Consider the following 18690-nt stretch of genomic DNA (forward strand, 5'->3'; position numbering starts at 1 on the left):
TTCTTGCAACCTACTACTAAAGTGACTCCCGGAATTGATTTACTGCCAAAATTTCTCCGCCAACGATTGGCTGATCTGATATAGTTCAGCTAACCGTTGGCGGGGAAGTATGAGAAGTTAAACTTATTTGGCCGCAGCTATGATGGGCTTGCCAGTTACAATCTCGATCAGTTCCTTGTCGTGGTGATTCTTCACCTGGCAGGTGTTATCGAAAATCATATTGGCTCCGTTCTGGGCCGTGTAAGCAGGCCAGGTCGGTAAACTTTTGTGGTTTGGGTTGCCGGTATGCGCGAAGGCAATCCAGGCCCGGCTCATCTTATCAGCGAGGGTGTGTGCATCTTTTCCGCCCCCCGTCATTTCCTCACAGCGGCTGATGTTGTCGAACACAAATGGCAGTTCCATGCAGTGCATCGACTTATAAATGCCATCGTTTACCGGCGAATTCCAGGTGAACAGGTACATATATACCGGGGCGGCTCCCGCAACGGCTTTCTCACTAGCCTGCTGAATAGCGCCCGCCCGGAAATTAATGTCGATGTTTATGTAATCGGACGGCTGAGTGGTTTCGGGATACGCTTTTTTCACCGCGGCCAAATACGCATCTGTTTTGTCGCCAATTCGTTTTTGCATACTGGCTTTGGCCGCTTCCATATCAGCTGCGCGGTTCGCCGGGTTGAACGGGCCAAACTCGGTTTTCGTCGAGCCGACCAGCAGCGGAATGCTTTTCGAAAGGGCCATTGCCGCGGCTTCTGAAGGTTGATAGGGGAGGAAGCTGCCATCGTGGACAGGGCCCCAGCCTAAGCCGAACGCAGGGCGATTTTCGGCTTTCAAACTCTCGCCTACTTTACGTAATGCTTTTTTGCCAGCCGCGTTCAGCCGTTCGTACGAGATCGACTGAAGCGAATCAACCTGATTGGGCTGCAATTTTAATTCGTCAAGCAGGGCGGTGCCAATTTTTTGGGATAATTCCTTTTCGGTGAAGCTCGTTACGTAGCTTCCGCTCTGAATAATGGCTTTGTGAAATAGACCTTTGGCCGAAGGCGCATTCATCAGGCTGGTCACTTTGCCGCCACCACCCGACTGCCCGAAAATCGTTACGTTGCTGGGGTCGCCACCAAACTGCGCAATGTTCTGCTTCACCCATTCCAGCGAGGCTACCAAATCCATCAGGCCCGCGTTGGCCGAATTCCTGTATTTCTCGCCGTAAGCTGACAAATCCAGGAAGCCCAGTATGTTCAGGCGGTGATTGATGGTGACGACCACTACGTCGCCTTTCTTCGCCAGGTTTTCGCCATCGTACGAAGGCAGCTCAACCGACGAACCGGCGGTGAAGCCACCGCCGTGAAACCAGACCATGACGGGCCGTTTCTTAGCCGATGTTACTTGTGGAGACCATACATTCAGGCTTAGGCAGTTCTCGTTGGTATAGCCCCAGTTATGCTGAAACGGAAACTCAATTTCATCGTAGACCGTCGTGGTCAGGTCCATCGGGCAAACGGGGCCGTACGTCATCGAGCTGCGCACGCCCGTCCAGGAACTAGGCTTCGTGGGGGCCATGAACCGATCGGCTTTCGCGTACGGAATGCCCTTGAACGTAAACGTACCATTGTGAACGTAACCGCGTACTTTACCCGACTCGGTCGGCACAACGGCAACATCTTTGCCAGCTACAACGGGCGATGAACTAACCTTGGCGGCTTGCCCTACAGCGAGTAACGGTAGCGTAAGTACAGCAAGGGACAATAAAATAGGGCTGAATTTCATAGAGTTTTATTAATACAAATTGAATGTTAGGCTGAGATTACGATTTAGTTGGTTCGGGTTGCCTGGGGCTTGTTCAGTAAACTGACCAGCAGATCCAGCGAAGGAGCGTCGGCAAGTGGTTGAGCCTGATTCTTGTCGCCCAACAGCATAACCTGCTTATTTTTTGTTGAGTAAGTGGGCCACTTGGCTAAGCCGTTACCGTTTGGGTTCCCGGTCTTTATAAAGTTTGCCCAGTACGTCGATATCTGGTGGGCCAGTTTCGTATCAGTGGGGTCGAGTGGCCGGAGGGTATGGTCGATAAACTTCAGATTGTCATACGCATAGGCTACTTCGCCAGTGTGAAAAGCACCATAGGTGGCGTACTGACCGGTGGCTGGCAGTTTGCGCGTAAACCGGTAGACGTATACGGTTTTGCCTTGTTTGCTGGCGACATTGGCCCAGGTATAGTTTTGAGCGCCGAAGGCCATATCGCGCGACAGGTAATTCTGCGATTGGGCCGCTTCCGCATCCGTACCGGCGGGGTAGTATTGCAGCAGTTGCTGCGCGTCGGCTCCGTACTGCTGTTCGAGTTGCTTCCGAAATTCGTCCGCGTTTTTGGGTTTACCAAAGGCCATGCCTTCATCCTGATTCCAGCCGGTAAGCAGCGTTACGTCGTTTTGCTTGCCAGCCGCAAACATATCGGCGATGGGTTGAGGTAAAACATAGCCATCAATGACCGGCCCGCGCCCCTGCACTTTCTTCAGAATTTCGTCGGCGGGTTTGCTACGCAGCTCCGCCAGCGATGCGGCTCCCAACGTTTGCATGGCTTTAAGACCACTCTCCTCGGCCTGTGGCAGCGATGCGTAGCGCCTTGAAAAACCGGCTCCGCTTTCGGCAATGGCTTTGTTGAACAGGTTTTTGGCGAGGGGAGACGCCACCAGGGCATTAACACTCATCGACCCGGCCGACTGACCCGCGATCGTTACGTTGTTGGGGTCGCCCCCAAACTGCGCAATATTCTGTTTCACCCACTGCAAGGCTGCAATCTGGTCCAGCAGTCCGTAATTGCCCGACGCGTTATGGCCCGACTCTTTCGTCAGTTCGGGATGGGACAGAAAGCCAAACGGCCCAACCCGGTAATTCGCGCTGACAAAAATGACGCCTTTCTTAGCCGTTGCCTCACCGTCGTAAATGGCGCAGCCAGTGCCTCCGCTGTTGAAGCCTCCACCGTAAATCCAGACGAGTACCGGCAAGCGTTTTGCTTTGGCCGCCTTAGCACCCGTCGGGCGTGCCCCGGTCCACACGTTCAGGTACAGGCAATCTTCGCTGATGGGCTCTTTGGGAATGAGGAACTCCGCGCTCCAGGGCCCAAACGGCGACGGCGAACCCTGCATAGGACTCGGCCCGAACTGATCGCAGGTCCGAACGCCCGACCAGGGTTTAACCGGCTGTGGCGCTTTCCAGCGCAGGTCGCCAACTGGCGGAGCCGCGAACGGAATACCTTTGAAGCTCCGCACGTCACCGTCTTTATTAACGACTCCTGATATCAGTCCCCCGGTAACGTTTACTGCATCCAGTTCAGCCGTTACGGGCGCGAAGGCCATGAAGCCAACGAGCCCGATTGCCGCCAGGCTCATGGACAGACTTATTTTTTTCATTAGCTTAGGGATTGTAGCTGGTCATTGACGCGTTAAATTCAGGGATTATAACCACTAGTTAAAGGGGACCGCCACCTGATTTGCTTTCAGGATTTTACTGAAAAACAGCATTTGGTAAGGAAGGGCGTTCTCCCAGTATTCCCAGGTATGAGCCCCCGGCCGTTCCGTGTAATCGTGCGGGGTCTTGTTGTCCATCAACTGGCGGTGTAAGTCGCGGTTGCCGTTGATGAGAAAATCGTCTACGCCAATATCGAAGATCAGCGGGAGGCCGTTTGCTTTAAGCCGGTCGGCCAGGGTGACCATCGTGTAGCCTGGGTAAGGCGCATCGCCTTCTTTAGCTGGCCCCAGCAGTTTGGTGAAATTCTCGGCGCGAGATTTGGAAAAGTCAGCAGGCACCTTCCACGTAGCGGTGTTAATGTTCATGACGCCACTCATGCTCCCGGCAGCCGCGTAGAGGTCGGGGTGCCGCGATGAAATAAACATAGCACCGTGTCCACCCATCGACAATCCCGCAATGATCCGCCCTTTCTTATCCCGAACCGTACGATACGTATTGTCAATTTTGTCGATTAATTCTTTTGCGATAAATGTCTCAAACTGGCTGGTTTTAACCAGGGGACTGTCGAAATAATAGCTGGTCGGGTCGCCATCGGGCGTAACAATAATCAGATTATACTGATCCGCCATCCGGTGCAGAAGTGTTTTGTCGGGCACTTTCGTAAGCCAGTCGCGAAAACTGCCCGTTCCGCCGTGGAGCAGATACAGCACTGGATAAGCCTGTTTTTTCGCTTTGCGGTACGTTTCGGGAAGCACCACTGCAGCCCGTAGGGTACGGTTCATACTGGCGCTGGGTACGTCTAACGTATCAACCTTGGCCGCGAATGTACTCAGCGACAGGAGACAGGCGAGAAAAACGAGTGAAGTTTGTACGGTCGTTTTAACCATTATTTTTATTGAGCGAGGGCTCCGTTCGCTTTCAAAACATTACTGAAAAATAAGACATGATTCGGCAGGGAGTTCTGCCAATACTCCCATGAATGCCCGCCGGGCCGTTCCGAATAGTCATGGGGCATCTGGTTGAATACTAACCTGCGGTGCAGCTCCCGGTTGGGCTCAATCAGGAAATCGTCAACACCGCAGTCAAAGACCAGCTTGAGGCTATTTGCCTTCATCTTGTCAGCCATACCAACGACGGAGTAAGCTGCCCACCCATCGGGCGATTGGTCGAAGGAGCCTAGAATCTTTTCAAACTCCGCTTTTATGTGTTTAGCCGCGTCCGGTGGGAGTTTCCACGTATTCATATCCGGATTAAGCGCCCCGCTCATGCTGCCAGCCGCACAGTACAGGTCGGGATGACGAGTGGCCAGGTACAGCGCACCGTAACCGCCCATCGAAAGACCCGTGATGACACGGCCTTTTTGGTCGCGTATGGTTCGATACGTCTTGTCAATTTTCTCAGTAACGTCCCTGGTCAGATAGCTCTCAAACTGACTGTCTTTGAGAACCGGGCTATCCAGATAATAGCTGAAAACTTCGCCCTCCGGCATGACGATGATAATATTGTATTGATTGGCCAGACGGTGCAGCAATGATTTATCGGGCGTTTTGGTGATCCAGTCGTTAAAGTGCCCATAGCCACCGTGGAGCAGATAAAGTACCGGATAGGCCGTTTTGCTTTTAGCATACGATTCGGGGAGCACAATAGCCGCTCGCATAGTCTTTTTCATTACGATGCTCGGCACATCTAACGTATCGACTTTGGCCGCCAGGGTATTCAGCGATAGCAGGCAGGCAAGCGCCAAAAGAAAATTGTTCATCGGAAATCTAAGCATCATTTACTGGGAAACAGAACCGTTCGCTTTCAGCACTTTCTGGAAAAACAACAGGTGATAGGGCAGTGAATTCTGCCAGTACTCCCAGGTATGGCCCCCGGGATGTTCGGTATAATCATGCTCCACTTTGCCATATACCAGCCGACGGTGCAGTTCCCGATTCGGCTCGATCAGAAAATCGTCGACACCACAGTCGAATATCAGGGGCAGGCCGCTGGCTTTAATCTTATCGACCATATTCACCACCGAATTGGCTGCGTACAGATCCGGCGTTTCACCCATTGGCCCGAGGATGCGGGCGAACCCCGGCTCAATCTGCCTGGCAAACTCGGGAGCAATGCGCCAGTTGGTCGCATTCAGATCAACCGCTCCGCTCATGCTGCCAGCCGCGCAATACAGATCTGGATGGCGGGTGGCCAGGTACAAAGCCCCGTGCCCACCCATAGAAAGGCCCGTGATAACGCGCCCTTTGCGGTCGCGGATTGTGCGGTACGTATTGTCGATTTTCTCGACCACCTCTTTCGTAAGATACGTCTCGAAGAGATTGTCTTTTTGAACCGGACTATCCAGATACCCGCTGAGCCGGTCCCCTTCGGGCATCACAACGATGAGGTTGTACTGGTCGGCCAGTTTATGAACCAGCATCTTGTCGGGCGTTTGCTTGAGCCAGTCACTGAACTGTCCACCGCCACCGTGCAACAGATACAGCACCGGGTACGCGGTTTTGCTTTTGCTATAGGACTCGGGTAGGACAACAGCCGCGCGCATTTTGCGATTCATAGCAGCACTGGGTACATCGAGCGTATCAGCCTTGGCGCAAAAACCAGCCAGAGGCAGGGTGGCTAAGCTTAACGTAAAAAGAGATCGGGTAAACAGGTTCATAGACAAGAAAGACAGTGGGTAGATAGGCTAAATCAGGACTTACATTTTGTAACTACTATCTTTACGTCAAAACTACGTAAAGATTCATTACGTTAAAAATACATAAAGCGATACTTGTACCATTTTATGATCGATTATAACCATCCGGGGGTTCAGTATTTTCGGCAGGTATCAGAGCAATGCATTCATTACCTGTCGATTGACGGGGTGATTTTTGGCTTTCACGAAAACCAGTTGAAAATTCTGCTGCTGCGCTGGAAGGGAACGAACGAGTGGAGTTTGCCTGGTGGATTTATTTATAAAACTGAGTCCGTTGATGCAGCCGCAGAGCGGGTCGTTCGGGAACGAACCGGTCTGGATAAGCTGTATCTGCACCAGTTTCATGTCTTTGGGGAAGCGAATCGGTATGACCAGGCCGATACCTGGCGTCGGACTGGAGTGCCATCGGGAGATATTCAATGGTCGGAACGAACCATCTCTATTGGCTACTACGCCCTCGTCGACTACTCAAAGGTGACGCCCACGCCGGATCTGCTCACGGATGAGTGCCGCTGGTGGACTCTGGACGAGATACCGCCATTGCTTTTTGATCACAATCATATTATCAACGTAGCGTTGACCGCACTGCGCAGGCAACTCAGCGACCAGCCAATCAGCCATCTGTTACCAGAGCCATTCACTATACCCGAATTGCAACGGCTGCATGAAACGATACTGGGCGGTTCGCTGGATGCTCGTAATTTTTATAAAAAAGTAATGGCTTCCGACCATCTGGAGCGCCTGGCAGAACGACGAGCGGGAACCCCTCATAAAGCGCCTTATCTGTACCGGTTTAAGCCTCGGACGGAAAACTTCACATAGTTTGATTACGGCATAAAGGCCGATACGCGCCCCCCGCCACAGGGGGCGCGTATCGGCAGATCACGGCTTGTCGATCAAATCGAACTGATCATCAGTTAAAAGTCAAGCCGTTTCCCAACGGTCGAGCCCCAGTAATTTCTTGCCTAGCGGAGACAGTTCCGCAACGGGGTACTTCGTTTTCTCCCAACCGCGTGGGTCGCCGGGGAACGCGTAACCCTGGGGAGCCTGCCGGTCGCGCCAGGAGGTGATTCGCCATTGCCGAAGTGCTTCGTTATCCTCCTGAGCGGGCATCATCGAAATGTATTGAGCAATACGTACTTTATCGGTCGATAAGTTGGGCCGGATACCGTGAGCCAGTGTACTGTTAAAGATCAATAGATCTCCTGCTTCGAGCTTTACCTTCACGAGTTCGAAACCAGTAATGTCGGGCTTAAAATGGTTCCGGTCTTCGGGCTGCGTCAATTTCCACATATCATATGTACGGTAAAGTTCCGGCACGCACTGGAAGCCTCCCATATTTTCGTCGGTCTGGTCGGCCAGAGCCAGTACGCCCTGTACGTTCTGCGGTTTGGTTTCCGGGTCGTAATCCCAGTGGATGAAGCCTTTGAACTCAAAACCAGGCCGAACCGGAAAGTTCAGATTGGCACGGTCGATTGTCACCCAGAGCCTTTCCGTGCCCCAAACGTCAACGAAGGCATCATAAACACGCGGGTATTGACGGTTTGCCCACATCAGCGGATGGTTGTAGATTTCAACCATGCCACTGTTGGTCAGTTCCTTCATTTTCATTTCGGCCCGTGGCGGGGCGTACCAGGTCGTCGGATCGTTCGGGTCTTTCTCGTCAAACTCCCACAGCGTAGTCGCCAGCGTTTCGGCCTGCTCGCGCGGAACCGCTTGTCTAATGATTACGTATCCGTTGTCAATCCAGAATTGCCAGTCTTCCTCCGACAGCACCCGCAGCGGCTTCCCGCTCGAGCGGTCGTTGAGCCTAAGGTGACTACTAGTCGGAGTAGACGGATTGCCAGGGATGTCCGTATGCGCATTGTCTGGAATCATGGTGACAGGCTGATCCATTGGAGTTAGGGTTGGGGTTTGAGCTTGCATTACGAACTGTAAGCAGTTTTAGAGCTTGATTTGGCTAAATGCAAAAAGGGCCGCAAGTTGGAAATCCCCATTTCATATCCTACGACCCGTGAGCATTGAAGCGGTTCTCAAGCCAATATTGGCTAAACTTTTCAAACTGGACAAGCATTAGCCCGCTTTTCTAACTGAACTCTACGCTGTTTTATTAAGCCGACCGGGAGGTGCTACGTTTAAACATCTGGCCCCCCTATTTTCCATCTACTGAGCTTGCTTTTCGCCGACACTTTGCAACTTGGTTCAATTGGTAAACCTTTTTTAGGGCCTGTATCGACTTCACTCAAGGTTCCTTTTACTGGGGGCGTTACTTACAATTTCATCGCCATCGCTGCCACCTGAAGACGACATTGAGCGCGGTGAATGTTACTCGTTGATTGCAGGTACCTGATGCTTCATTACTCAAGTCTACGAACCTTTGGTCCGACGGGAAACCAACCATTGGACGTGGAAACCGATTTCCATCAACTCAGTTCGGATAGCTCAGTTGATGGAAATCGGCTTGACACCTTGAATTACCAGTTCTGGCAGCGCAGAGCTGCCCAGGCTTACCTATAATCAGCTTTAGTTCGACCATTATCCAGCAGTTGGGGCAGAGAGTCCTTCATTCGAATAAGTGAACCGATTCAGAAAAAAGGCCGGGCTGATCAAGAGCAAACTTCGGAAGATGTGCTTCTAAATATCCGGAAAGAGCCTTCTGCATCTGGCAAAAGGAGACTTAGCTGTGGAGGTAATCTTGAGCAGTTTCGGCGAACTTAAACTTACCATCAATCAGCTATTTTGCTTTTCAATCTTCACATAACCCGTAAGCTAAAACTTTGTACCACAATTCAAGAGTCTCTTCAGATCGACTGCCTGAACTGATCGTTTAGATTCTGCGCATTTATTGCTTTTTCAACGGCAATCTGCTCAGTCTCATGGGGAAGGTTGGATTCAGGCGTTTGCGAATAAGGCACGTTTTGAGGGATAAAATCTTCACTAGCTCCTGGCTTGCTATAATCGTATGACCAGCGATAGACCGCCGGAATTTCGCCCGGCCAGTTGCCATGGCCAGGAATGATGGGCGTAGTCCATTCCAGGGTGTTGGATTGCCAGGGGTTCTGGGTGGCTGGGCGACCTTTAAACATGCTATAGAAAAAATTCCAGACGAAAACCCACTGTGCGGTAAACGTAATAATGGCTGCTACGGTAATAAAACTGTTCATGTCGGAGAAGGTGTTCTTCAGGTAATCATAACTGGTAAAGGAATAATACCGGCGTGGAAAACCGGCAATGCCCAGATAATGCATCGGAAAGAAAATGAGGTACACTCCGATGAACGTAAACCAGAAATGAATGTAGCCCAGTTTTTCGTCCATTAACCGCCCAAACATTTTTGGAAACCAGTGATAGACGCCTGTCAAAAGCCCAAAAGCCGAAGCCGCTCCCATAACCAAGTGAAAGTGGGCAACGATAAAATACGTATCGTGCAGCTGGATGTCTAAGGCGGAGTTTCCCATAATAATACCCGTAAGGCCGCCGGAAATAAAAACAGACACAAACCCGATGGCAAACAGCATGGCCGGTGTAAACCGAATGTTACCCTGCCAGAGCGTCGTGAGGTAATTAAAGGATTTAACGGCAGAAGGAACGGCAATAATTAGCGTCAGGAACATGAAAACCGAGCCCAGAAATGGGTTCATGCCCGATACAAACATATGGTGCGCCCAAACCACGAACGAGAGGAACGCAATGCCCATCAGAGAGACAACCATGGCCCGGTAACCAAAAATAGGTTTACGGGCATTGGTCGCCATTACCTCCGAAACGATTCCAAAGGCGGGCAGGATAACAATATACACTTCCGGATGGCCCAGGAACCAGAACAAATGCTGAAACAGAATGGGGCTTCCTCCAACGTTGGGCAGGGCTTCTCCCTGGATGTAAATTTCGGACAAAAAGAAACTGGTGCCAAAGCTCCGGTCAAAAACCAGCAGCAGCACCGCAGCAAACAAAACGGGAAAGGAAATCAGGCCCAGTACCGCCGTCAGAAAAAATCCCCAGATGGTGAGGGGTAATTTATTGAACGACATGCCACGGGTCCGTAAGTTGATAACCGTTGTGATGTAGTTGATACCCCCCAGCAACTGAGAAATGATAAATAGGGCCATGCTGATGAGCCAGAGAGTCATGCCTAGTTCAGACCCTTTATGCGACTGCGGCAGAGCACTAAGCGGAGGGTAAATAACCCAGCCCCCGGCAGCCGGGCCCGTCTGAATAAACAACGAAGAAAACATGATGACACTGGAAACAAAAAAAAACCAGTACGAAAGCATGTTCAGAAATCCTGATGCCATATCGCGGGCACCAATCTGGAGTGGTATCAGAAAGTTGGAAAACGTACCGCTTAAGCCCGCCGTCAGCACAAAAAAGACCATAATCGTGCCGTGCATTGTGACTAAGGCTAAGTAAAAATCAGGATCAATCTTGCCTGATTCCGTTATCCAGGTTCCCAGTATGGGGCGCAGGAAATCGAGTTTTATAGCCGGAAAGCCTAACTGAAGCCGGAACATGACCGACAAAGCTACCCCGATGATTGACCAGACAATCCCTGTAATTAGATACTGTTTGGCGATCACTTTGTGGTCGGTACTGAACACATAACGGAACCAGAATGAGGGGGGCTCGTGATCGTGCATAACGGGTAATGGTATCGCAGTTTCATTCATGATAGACAGAGAAATGGCCGGACTGCTACAGAGGCTGCCGGTACAGGAGCACGCTATAGTGCGTTGAACGAGGGCAAAATTACCCCTGGCCTTCCTGGCCATCAATAGACAAAGCCCTCCCTAATCAGGACAAATCAACGATTATCGACCTGCTGTCTGAGTTGCTGCGGAGTTTGCCCCGTATGCTTGCCGACGAACCGGGAGAAATAAGCCGAATCCGAAAAACCAACGGCGTAACTGATTGCTTTAATGGGCAGGTCAGTATTGAGTAGCAGCCGCCTGATTTCTGCCAGCAGGCGGTCGTGGATGAGCTGACTGGCGGTTTTGCCGACCTGTTGGCGACAGCAGTGATTGAGGTGATTGGGGCTAATGCCCAACTGATCGGCGTAGCTAGCGCAGGTTTTCTGCTGAACAAACTGCGAGTCAAGTAATTCGATAAAGCGGCTTACCAGGCTAGTGTTGTAGTGTTCACAGACGGGAGTTGCCTGAGTATAGAGATGGTTTATTCGTTCGAGCAGCAGATGCAGCAATGAGGCAAATACCTCCGTTTGCTGGGTACCAGGCAGTGAAAATGCCTGATATGACCAATCAAAAAGGGTGGGTATCATCAGGGCATCCGTCGCAAGCGTAAGTAGGGAGGTGGTTCGATCAGCTCGAAAAAAGGTATAATCGAACAGTCGTTTCGGATAACGGGCCTGAAAAAAAGTGGCGTCGAAAAAAAGCAGATATCCTTCCGTATTATCGGTCAAGGACCAGCTATGAACCTGGCCCGGCGTCAGAAAGTATAGTTGTCGGGACGCAACCCCATACACATGACCATCAATCGAGTGCGTACCCGAACCTTCCCATATATATAACAGCACATGAAACGAATGCGCATGAGGCTGATCGATCGTTTCAATCTGTCGGATGAGGTCCCGGAGCCGGATCATGTAAAACTCATCCTGAGTTGTTGACTTGGGATATTCCTGGAGCTGATAAGTATGAAATGCCTGTTTTTTCATTGTAAAATATCGTGGGCCGACGCATATCGTTTAGGATTAGGATCATTGTGCATCAGGGTGGCTGGTTTGCGGCATCCCGCAGTTATCGGTCTGCCGGAGTAACTTTCGGCTTTTAGCTTGTTTAGCGTACGAAAGAATGGTTTGTAGGTCGTGGCCGCATAGACCGCCAAATCTGGCCGAGTCAGGATCACCGCGATCTGCCTTGTTTCGGCAGCGCCAGATTTGTTGTGTAGCCGAAACACTGTGTCAGCCCCCGGCCTTTCACGTCCATCAAAGCTAAATTACGCATGCGCTTTTTGGCCTCCTGGAGGGCATTGGCGTAAAAAAAGGGTAGTATCTCAGTTTGAATTTCTTTGCGCATACAAGCGATAAAAACCTCTCAGTGACCAAACCCCTTCTAAGATACCAAACCACCAGATACCGTCCAAAAAACCATAGAATGAAGCTAGTGTACAGGACACGGCAAACCCCAAGATTCACCACCTCGAGCGGTTTTGGAGAAAAGAGCAGATGACCGATATCCTGATGGTAATTAGACCAAAACCTGTTAATGCTTTCATGATCGTGCTATTTTGTAGGTAGCTTGAATTTAATCCGTTGGGTCAACTATCTGCCGGATACTCATAGGACGGGTCGCCAATTACGCTTCAAGCGTTAAAATTCAAATGGAGACACCAACAACCGAATTGATTCTGCCGAGAAGTAAACCAGAGTAATTGGGTCGTTGGCCCTTATCCACTTCAATATGCAGAAATTCGTTTTTGAACTGCCAACCATAAGGGACATCCCCTTTTTCGCTCACGCTGAATTCATCATTGTAGAACGGGGCAGTTGCAGCGGCTCGACTCTGTGTTCCCAACAAGGTAAGAGCTTCCTGACGAACCCGATCCAGGTCTCAACCGGATGCGTCGGTAGTAGCCGTCAGGTTTTTTAAAATCGGTGTAATGTCTTCAGGCTCATAGAACGGTCCGTTTGAGCTTTAATCTGAGCGTTGGCCTGGTTAAGCCGCTGCCGTTCGTTCTGAACGACTTGCCGTGCCAAACCGGCGTCGATTTCTTTGTTGAGCAACGGTTTTCTACCCCGACCAGGTTTGGTTTGTAAACCACTAAATCCCTCTTGTTCATAGCGAGTTCGCCAAGTATTGACCGAGACGGGGTGTAGTTTACCGATCCTGGCTACTTATCTGGAGGAGCGTCTTTCGCTTTTGAGCAGCATGATCTGGTAACGTTGGCGCAAGGCGTGAAAAAAGTTAGTCCGAAAAGTGTCTTCGAGTGCTTGTCGGTCGACCAGTCACAACGCCCACCTTGTTAAACCAGCTAATCTTGACGCACTGACGCATCTTCCGGTTATATTTCCGTCAGTAACAAGCAACCCGACTAACGATGCTGATCGTGGTCGGGTTTGCTATATTGGTTTACGTGATGAGGGTTTCCGCACAGATCAACAGACTCTTTGGCTGAAAGTTTTTGCAAGCGGTTTTCCAGTGAGGCAACGGCCCAAAAAAGCCCGATTGCAAAAAGCAATCGGGCTGGTCGTTCCAAGACGGTAGGTTAACCTCATCACTTAAACTTGATTCATAATCTATAACTCTGGTAGTTTTGTGGATGTTTAGCCGCTGACTCAAAAAACAAACAATTTAAACAAACAAAACGTAGCCAACGGCTTTAGCTGCTCAGTCAATTATGCCGGTAACTGGCTTAGTTTCTGTTAAGTAATTTGTTGAATACAGTTATATCTTCTCATAAATCAGTTCTGAATCATCCTGTCAAATAAGGTTGTGGATAAAAGGCTGACGCTCGTCTCCATCATCACAGGGACGAGCGTCAGCAAATGCTCGCTAAAAGCTATAATCTAAACCGAGCTATTGTTTAAACAGAATGCAGCTGGGCTAATGAGTAGCTACTCGTTAGCCCAGCTGCATGTAAGATACTACGCTCTGGAACAGCTCACTGATTGAAAGTTATACTGTTCAACTGAATGATGTCGTTGTTGGGTTTGGTACGTTTCACCACTACCACATAAACATCGTGCTTGCCACTGATGGGTTTGTCGAGCGTCATTGTTACCTGCTTCGCCGTTTTCCATTCGCCAGTGGCGGTGTAAGGGGTTCGGCTGACAACGGGCCCGGCATAGGAGTCGAGCCGGAGTTCGATCTCGCCGTCTTTATCAACCGACGAATAGTCGTAGGTCAACGATTTGATTCCCGTCATGTCGATGGACTTTAACAGGACGTACGCCTTGTGACCACCTGCGCTCAAACGGTTACCCCAACGCGGAAAACCTACGTACGAGTCGGCATCGAGCGTCCTGACCTTCGCGTTACGTAGCGTGACTACGTCCGTACTCGTCAGGGGGCCAACCACCTTTCCGCCATTGTCCGTGTAGGTCGCCACCAACGTATACTGGCCACGGGGTTCCTCGGCTTTGTGCTCGTTTAAGGCCAGTTGACCTTGTATCGGAATGGTCTTTTGCTTTTGCTCGTCGGTTAGCGAGAAAATATATTTCACCATTTCCTGCGCATCCTGCACCGGAATCTGCGGGTGAGCGCTCATCAGGTGATCTTTGCTCCAGTTGCCGCCACCGCCTTCAATGATTTTCTTAGCGAGCCGCTCCGTGATACCGGGCTGCCCTTTGTAACGGCTGGCAACGGCCAGGAACGTTGGTCCTACCGAGGGTTTGTCGATTGTGTGACACGCTTTACAGTCGCTGTTCGCAACCAAGGTCTTACCCAGCGATCCATTGCCAATGGCGGCCAGGTCCTGGTGGCCCTGCTGAGGAGCGGCCACAGGTCGGCTGCCCGGCTGTCCACTATAGGCGTAGTACACCTTAATCCGCTTAGGGTCAATTTTAACGTCTTCTTTATCGGTTACTTTAACCGCGTAGGTAAAGGGCTTACCTTCCCAGAAGAACGATTTGTTGCCGGGTGTCGTGATCGCTACGTCGGGTTTGGCATTGCCAACTTTAACCACAATGGTATCCATGCCCACCAGACCGGTTTGATCCGACACTTTCAGAATGGCATTATAGACACCAGGTTTGGTGTATGTATAAGTCGTGTTTGGTTGTTTGGCACCTACTGTTTTTCCGTCGAACAGCCACTGATACGTCAGAACGTCGTCCTGATCGAGGTCGGTACCCCGACCGCTGAACTTAACGCGCAGGGGAGCCTGCCCGACGGCTTCCCGAATGACGGGCGCATTTCGCGTGTCGGAGGTCAGGAACGAGCGGGCGCTCAATTGCGCCATCGCCACTGAGTCAACCACCGCAGCGCGGGCAATCGGCGCGCGGTTGCCAGTGTTGTATTCAATCTTTACCAGACGGGCATCGTCGTTATCGGCACCGTAAACGGAACCATATTCCAGCATGTACATAACCCCGTCTTTGCCGAACACCAGATCAATCGGGCGTCGGAAATCGCCGTTGGTGGCCATAAAAGGTTCGTTACGTACGTAGTTTTCGTTCTGGTCGAAACGGGCGGCTACGACCCAGTTGCGCATCCAGTCGAAAAGGAACAGGGTACCGTCGTAATATTCCGGAAACTTGTTTTTCGACGGAGAACTCCGGTCATAGCTATAAAACGAGCCCGCCATAGCGCTTCGTCCGCCCTGGCCCAGTTCCGGAAACTCTTTCGAGGCTGCGTACGGGTACCAGATCATCGCTGAATTGGTGGGCGGCAGGTTTTTTAAACCGGTATTATTCGGCGAGCCGTTAACGGGGGCTTTCGGGTCAAATTTAGGGCCAGCCGTGTTGGTTGCATAGTCGAGATCGGGGTAAGGCTGGCTGTTGCCGATGAACAGGGGCCAGCCGTGGTTGCCGGGTTTCTTGGCCTGATTAAACTCATCGTACCCGCGTGGGCCAATCGTGCTGTCTTTCCCGGCATCCGGGCCGATTTCACCCCAGTACAAGACGGACGTTTTTGGGTTAACGGCAATCCGATAAGGGTTACGCAGGCCCATGGTATAAATCTCGGGGCGGGTTTGTGCCGTGCCCTTAGCAAACAGATTACCATCGGGAATGGTGTAGCTACCATCAGCCTGGGGACGGATACGTAACACTTTGCCGCGTAAGTCGTTGGTGTTTGCCGCCGAACGCTGCGCGTCGAGGGTCAGGTGATCAGGCCGTTCGTCGATCGGCGAGTATCCATTCGACGGGAATGGGTTGGTATTGTCTCCGGTCGATAGATACAGATTACCTTCTTTATCCCAGGCAAATGAACCACCGTGGTGGGCACTGGCTTCAAACTCGTGGGGAATCTTGAGCAGAACTTTTTCCGAGGCCAGATCCAGCGTATTGTCGTTATTAACCACAAAACGCGACAGGTGATAGGCCGGATTTGCGTCGACATTGGGCGAATAGTATATGTACAGAAAGTGATTGCTCACAAACTTCGGATCAAGCGTTACGCCCTGGACGCCGAAACCCTGTTTGGTGGTTACGCCAAACTTATGAACCAGCTTATGTGTGTTCGTTTTGGTGTCGTAGACCGAAAGGTTGCCGCTCCGCTCGGTGAAGAACACACGGCCATCGTCCGAAATCGCCAGCTCCATGGGCTCGTTGAGGTCATTGACGAGTACGGTTTTGATGAACCGGTTCTCTTCGGGCATCACCACAGCATACGACTTGCTGTAATCGAGGGGTTTGCCATTACCCATTACGTAGTTGAGCCCGCCCAGTAAATGCTTCACGAATAGGGGCTCACTAAAACTGGCGTCTTCGTGGCCACCACCCGTGTAATAAGCCCGGCCACCATCGAATTCGTGGTACCAGGCGATGGGGTGGTTGCTGCCGTTGATGCCTCCCTCATAGGTGTTCTCGTCGAGATTGGCCAGGACGTTGAGGTCGGTATAAAACGAACGGTAGTTGTACCATTCGTCGGTACGTTCCCAGTGGTCGGGCAAGTGGGCCGTCGACGGGTGATTCTTGTCCGTTACGTCGACCGTAGCTTTGCGAACGTTCGAGTTGCTGGGGTGACTGGCAAAATAGGCACCTACCAGTTTATTATACCACGGCCAGTCGTATTCGGTATCGGCAGCCGCGTGGATGCCCATGTAGCCGCCACCGGCCTGAATGTACCGCTCGAAAGCCGCCTGCTGAACTGGATTCAGGACGTTGCCCGTGGTACTCAGGAAGACAACGGCCTGGTAGTGTTTCAGACTATCGTCGTTGAAATAATCGGCGTTCTTGGTCGTGTCAACCCGGAAATTGTTTTCCTGCCCCAGTTTCTGAATAGCCGCAATGCCGAAGGGGATGGACGTGTGTTTCCAGCCTTTGGTCTTCGAAAAAACCAGTACGCGACGGGGAGATGCCTGAGCGGGCGGAACGGTTTCCGTTGTCTTACTCGCTGTTGTGCTGATTGATGGTTGGAAAACAGCCTGTTCTGAATTCAGGGTGGCAAACAGGCCAGCCGTTGCGCTTGCTGTCCCGAGCAGATAAATCCAGTGCTTAGCCAATGAGGATGACCAAATCATAATAGAGTACCAGTGTTCATGTATAGGTAAAATCATAGGCAGTTTTATGACGCGAAGTCGTATCACAAACTGATAAGGTAGTAAGCCGAATCAGTTCATAAACTACCCGTTTGTTTGCTTTGCGATAAGCATTGGCTGCCAGCGGCCTCATTACCTGGATATATGTATACTGAATTCAACTGTTTGCGCACTGCTGATACCGCTAAGGCGCCATGGGCGGTCGTTGCCCTTACGTCTTTTTAAGGGATGAAATCCAGTAGTCAGCCCCTCAAAAAGAAAACCGCTCAGCCGGTTACGTCTGAGCGGTTTTCATAACTGATTACGGATACGTCACTTTGTTTCGACCAGACTGGGCGTTACCCAGCGCTGGGCTACATTCAGCGTGTAATCCAGAAAGGCGCGGGACGTACGTTCGTAGATTTCATGGCCGACGAAGCGACCATTTTCGTCAAGGTTTTTATCCGTTTCGTGCGATTCATACAACTTCGGCGACACAATCGAGTAGCTGTTGGTAAAGCTGATAATCTTGCTCACTACCGTGGTCATGTCCAGGGCCGGTTGCCGACCACCGCGCCCGTTCGATATGCCAACCATAGCAAACACCTTGTTCTCAAACAAGTGCTTAAAGGCCGGGCCACCCAGTTGGTGAATCGTATTCGTTGCCTGCGGAGGAGCGGTCCAGTTATACTCCGGCATGGCAAAAATCACCAGATCAGCGGCTTCCCAGGTACCAATCAATTGTTGCTGGAAAGGGGTCAGGGCATCTTTCCTGACCGGGCTTTGGCCGGCAAAGGGTATATCGTATTGCTCGAAGTTGACAATCGATACGTCATGCTGACCGCTTTCGGCTACTATATGCTCTAGGTATCTGGCAAATCGAAGAGAGTTGCTGTTTTTACGTGAGGAAGTTGAAATTATGGCGATATTCATTGTATAGGCTGCATCAATCTGGATTACTAACTCTAAGGGTAAGCGTTTAGTTTCTTTGTTAATTTCAGCTCCCAAAGCAACGTTTTCAATGAACTCAGAGTCTGATAGATAGCCTATTGCCTAAACGGGTCTTTACGTCATGAAACAGTTCATTTGTCTTCTCCTGCTAAGCGAATATACCTACGCGCAGGTACCCGCAGCAGCCATCCGTCGCGACTCGGTACCAGCGGTGTTTCCGCCCGACCATATGCCCAACGTAGTGCCGAACGTATCGTTTTATCGGTACCCAACAGGCCCTGCCACGATTATGCAGGCCGACCTAGACAACATGCCGGTTAAACAGCCCGATTCGTCAATTACCTATGCGAAGAAATTACGGTCAATACAGCCGTACATAGCGCCTGAGCAGCCGCTGTTTCTAAAGCCACAACTGCAAGTGCTACCTAAGAATTGGCGTTGGAAATAAC

General features: G+C 51.1%; 13 protein-coding genes. 2 read left to right on the forward strand and 11 right to left on the reverse strand.

Annotated elements, in window-relative coordinates:
• Nucleotides 1-123: 123 nt before the first annotated feature.
• The 5 genes from ACYVBJ_RS08360 to ACYVBJ_RS08380 are packed head-to-tail and all read right to left on the reverse strand — an operon-like array spanning nucleotide 124 to nucleotide 6115.
• Complete coding sequence (locus ACYVBJ_RS08360; protein WP_460981832.1) at nucleotides 124-1764, reverse strand: carboxylesterase/lipase family protein; 1641 nt, start codon at nucleotides 1762-1764, stop codon at nucleotides 124-126.
• A 44-nt stretch (nucleotides 1765-1808) separates the two neighbouring features.
• The gene (locus ACYVBJ_RS08365; protein WP_460981833.1) at nucleotides 1809-3401 is read right to left on the reverse strand and encodes a carboxylesterase/lipase family protein; all 1593 of its coding nucleotides are present in this window, start codon (nucleotides 3399-3401) and stop codon (nucleotides 1809-1811) included.
• Nucleotides 3402-3455: 54 nt separating this feature from the next.
• Nucleotides 3456-4346, reverse strand: coding sequence for an alpha/beta hydrolase (locus ACYVBJ_RS08370; protein WP_460981834.1), 891 nt, complete (start codon nucleotides 4344-4346; stop codon nucleotides 3456-3458).
• Nucleotides 4347-4351: 5 nt separating this feature from the next.
• Nucleotides 4352-5218 carry an alpha/beta hydrolase gene (locus tag ACYVBJ_RS08375; protein ID WP_460981835.1) on the reverse strand — a complete coding sequence of 289 codons (867 nt, stop codon included), beginning with the start codon at nucleotides 5216-5218 and terminating at the stop codon, nucleotides 4352-4354.
• Nucleotides 5219-5236: 18 nt separating this feature from the next.
• Nucleotides 5237-6115: an alpha/beta hydrolase gene (locus ACYVBJ_RS08380; protein ID WP_460981836.1), complete on the reverse strand. Its 879-nt coding sequence runs from the start codon at nucleotides 6113-6115 to the stop codon at nucleotides 5237-5239.
• 126 nt (nucleotides 6116-6241) lie between these two features.
• On the opposite strand from ACYVBJ_RS08380, the gene ACYVBJ_RS08385 reads away from it, so the two are divergent.
• A complete protein-coding gene (locus ACYVBJ_RS08385) occupies nucleotides 6242-6976 on the forward strand; it encodes an NUDIX hydrolase (RefSeq protein ID WP_460981837.1) in 735 nt (244 codons plus the stop codon).
• Nucleotides 6977-7078: 102 nt separating this feature from the next.
• On the opposite strand, the gene ACYVBJ_RS08390 is transcribed toward ACYVBJ_RS08385, so the two are convergent.
• The 6 genes from ACYVBJ_RS08390 to ACYVBJ_RS08415 all read right to left on the reverse strand — a co-directional run bounded on the left by ACYVBJ_RS08390 (nucleotide 7079) and on the right by ACYVBJ_RS08415 (nucleotide 18223).
• Complete coding sequence (locus ACYVBJ_RS08390; protein WP_460981838.1) at nucleotides 7079-8050, reverse strand: phytanoyl-CoA dioxygenase family protein; 972 nt, start codon at nucleotides 8048-8050, stop codon at nucleotides 7079-7081.
• A gap of 905 nt (nucleotides 8051-8955) precedes the next feature.
• Nucleotides 8956-10821 carry a cytochrome c oxidase subunit I gene (locus ACYVBJ_RS08395; protein WP_460981839.1) on the reverse strand — a complete coding sequence of 622 codons (1866 nt, stop codon included), beginning with the start codon at nucleotides 10819-10821 and terminating at the stop codon, nucleotides 8956-8958.
• 134 nt (nucleotides 10822-10955) lie between these two features.
• Nucleotides 10956-11825, reverse strand: coding sequence for a helix-turn-helix transcriptional regulator (locus tag ACYVBJ_RS08400; protein WP_460981840.1), 870 nt, complete (start codon nucleotides 11823-11825; stop codon nucleotides 10956-10958).
• Between the two features lie 930 nt (nucleotides 11826-12755).
• Nucleotides 12756-12995: a helix-turn-helix domain-containing protein gene (locus ACYVBJ_RS08405; protein ID WP_460982130.1), complete on the reverse strand. Its 240-nt coding sequence runs from the start codon at nucleotides 12993-12995 to the stop codon at nucleotides 12756-12758.
• Between the two features lie 776 nt (nucleotides 12996-13771).
• Nucleotides 13772-17293 carry a ThuA domain-containing protein gene (locus ACYVBJ_RS08410; protein WP_460981841.1) on the reverse strand — a complete coding sequence of 1174 codons (3522 nt, stop codon included), beginning with the start codon at nucleotides 17291-17293 and terminating at the stop codon, nucleotides 13772-13774.
• Between the two features lie 330 nt (nucleotides 17294-17623).
• Entirely contained in the window at nucleotides 17624-18223 is a 600-nt protein-coding gene (locus ACYVBJ_RS08415; RefSeq protein WP_460981842.1) for an NAD(P)H-dependent oxidoreductase, read from the reverse strand.
• A 139-nt stretch (nucleotides 18224-18362) separates the two neighbouring features.
• Here ACYVBJ_RS08415 and ACYVBJ_RS08420 point away from each other — a divergent pair, with 139 nt between their 5' ends.
• Nucleotides 18363-18689, forward strand: a complete 327-nt coding sequence (locus ACYVBJ_RS08420; protein WP_460981843.1) for a hypothetical protein — start codon at nucleotides 18363-18365, stop codon at nucleotides 18687-18689.
• Nucleotide 18690 lies beyond the last annotated feature (1 nt).

Source organism: Spirosoma fluminis (genome assembly GCF_054778895.1).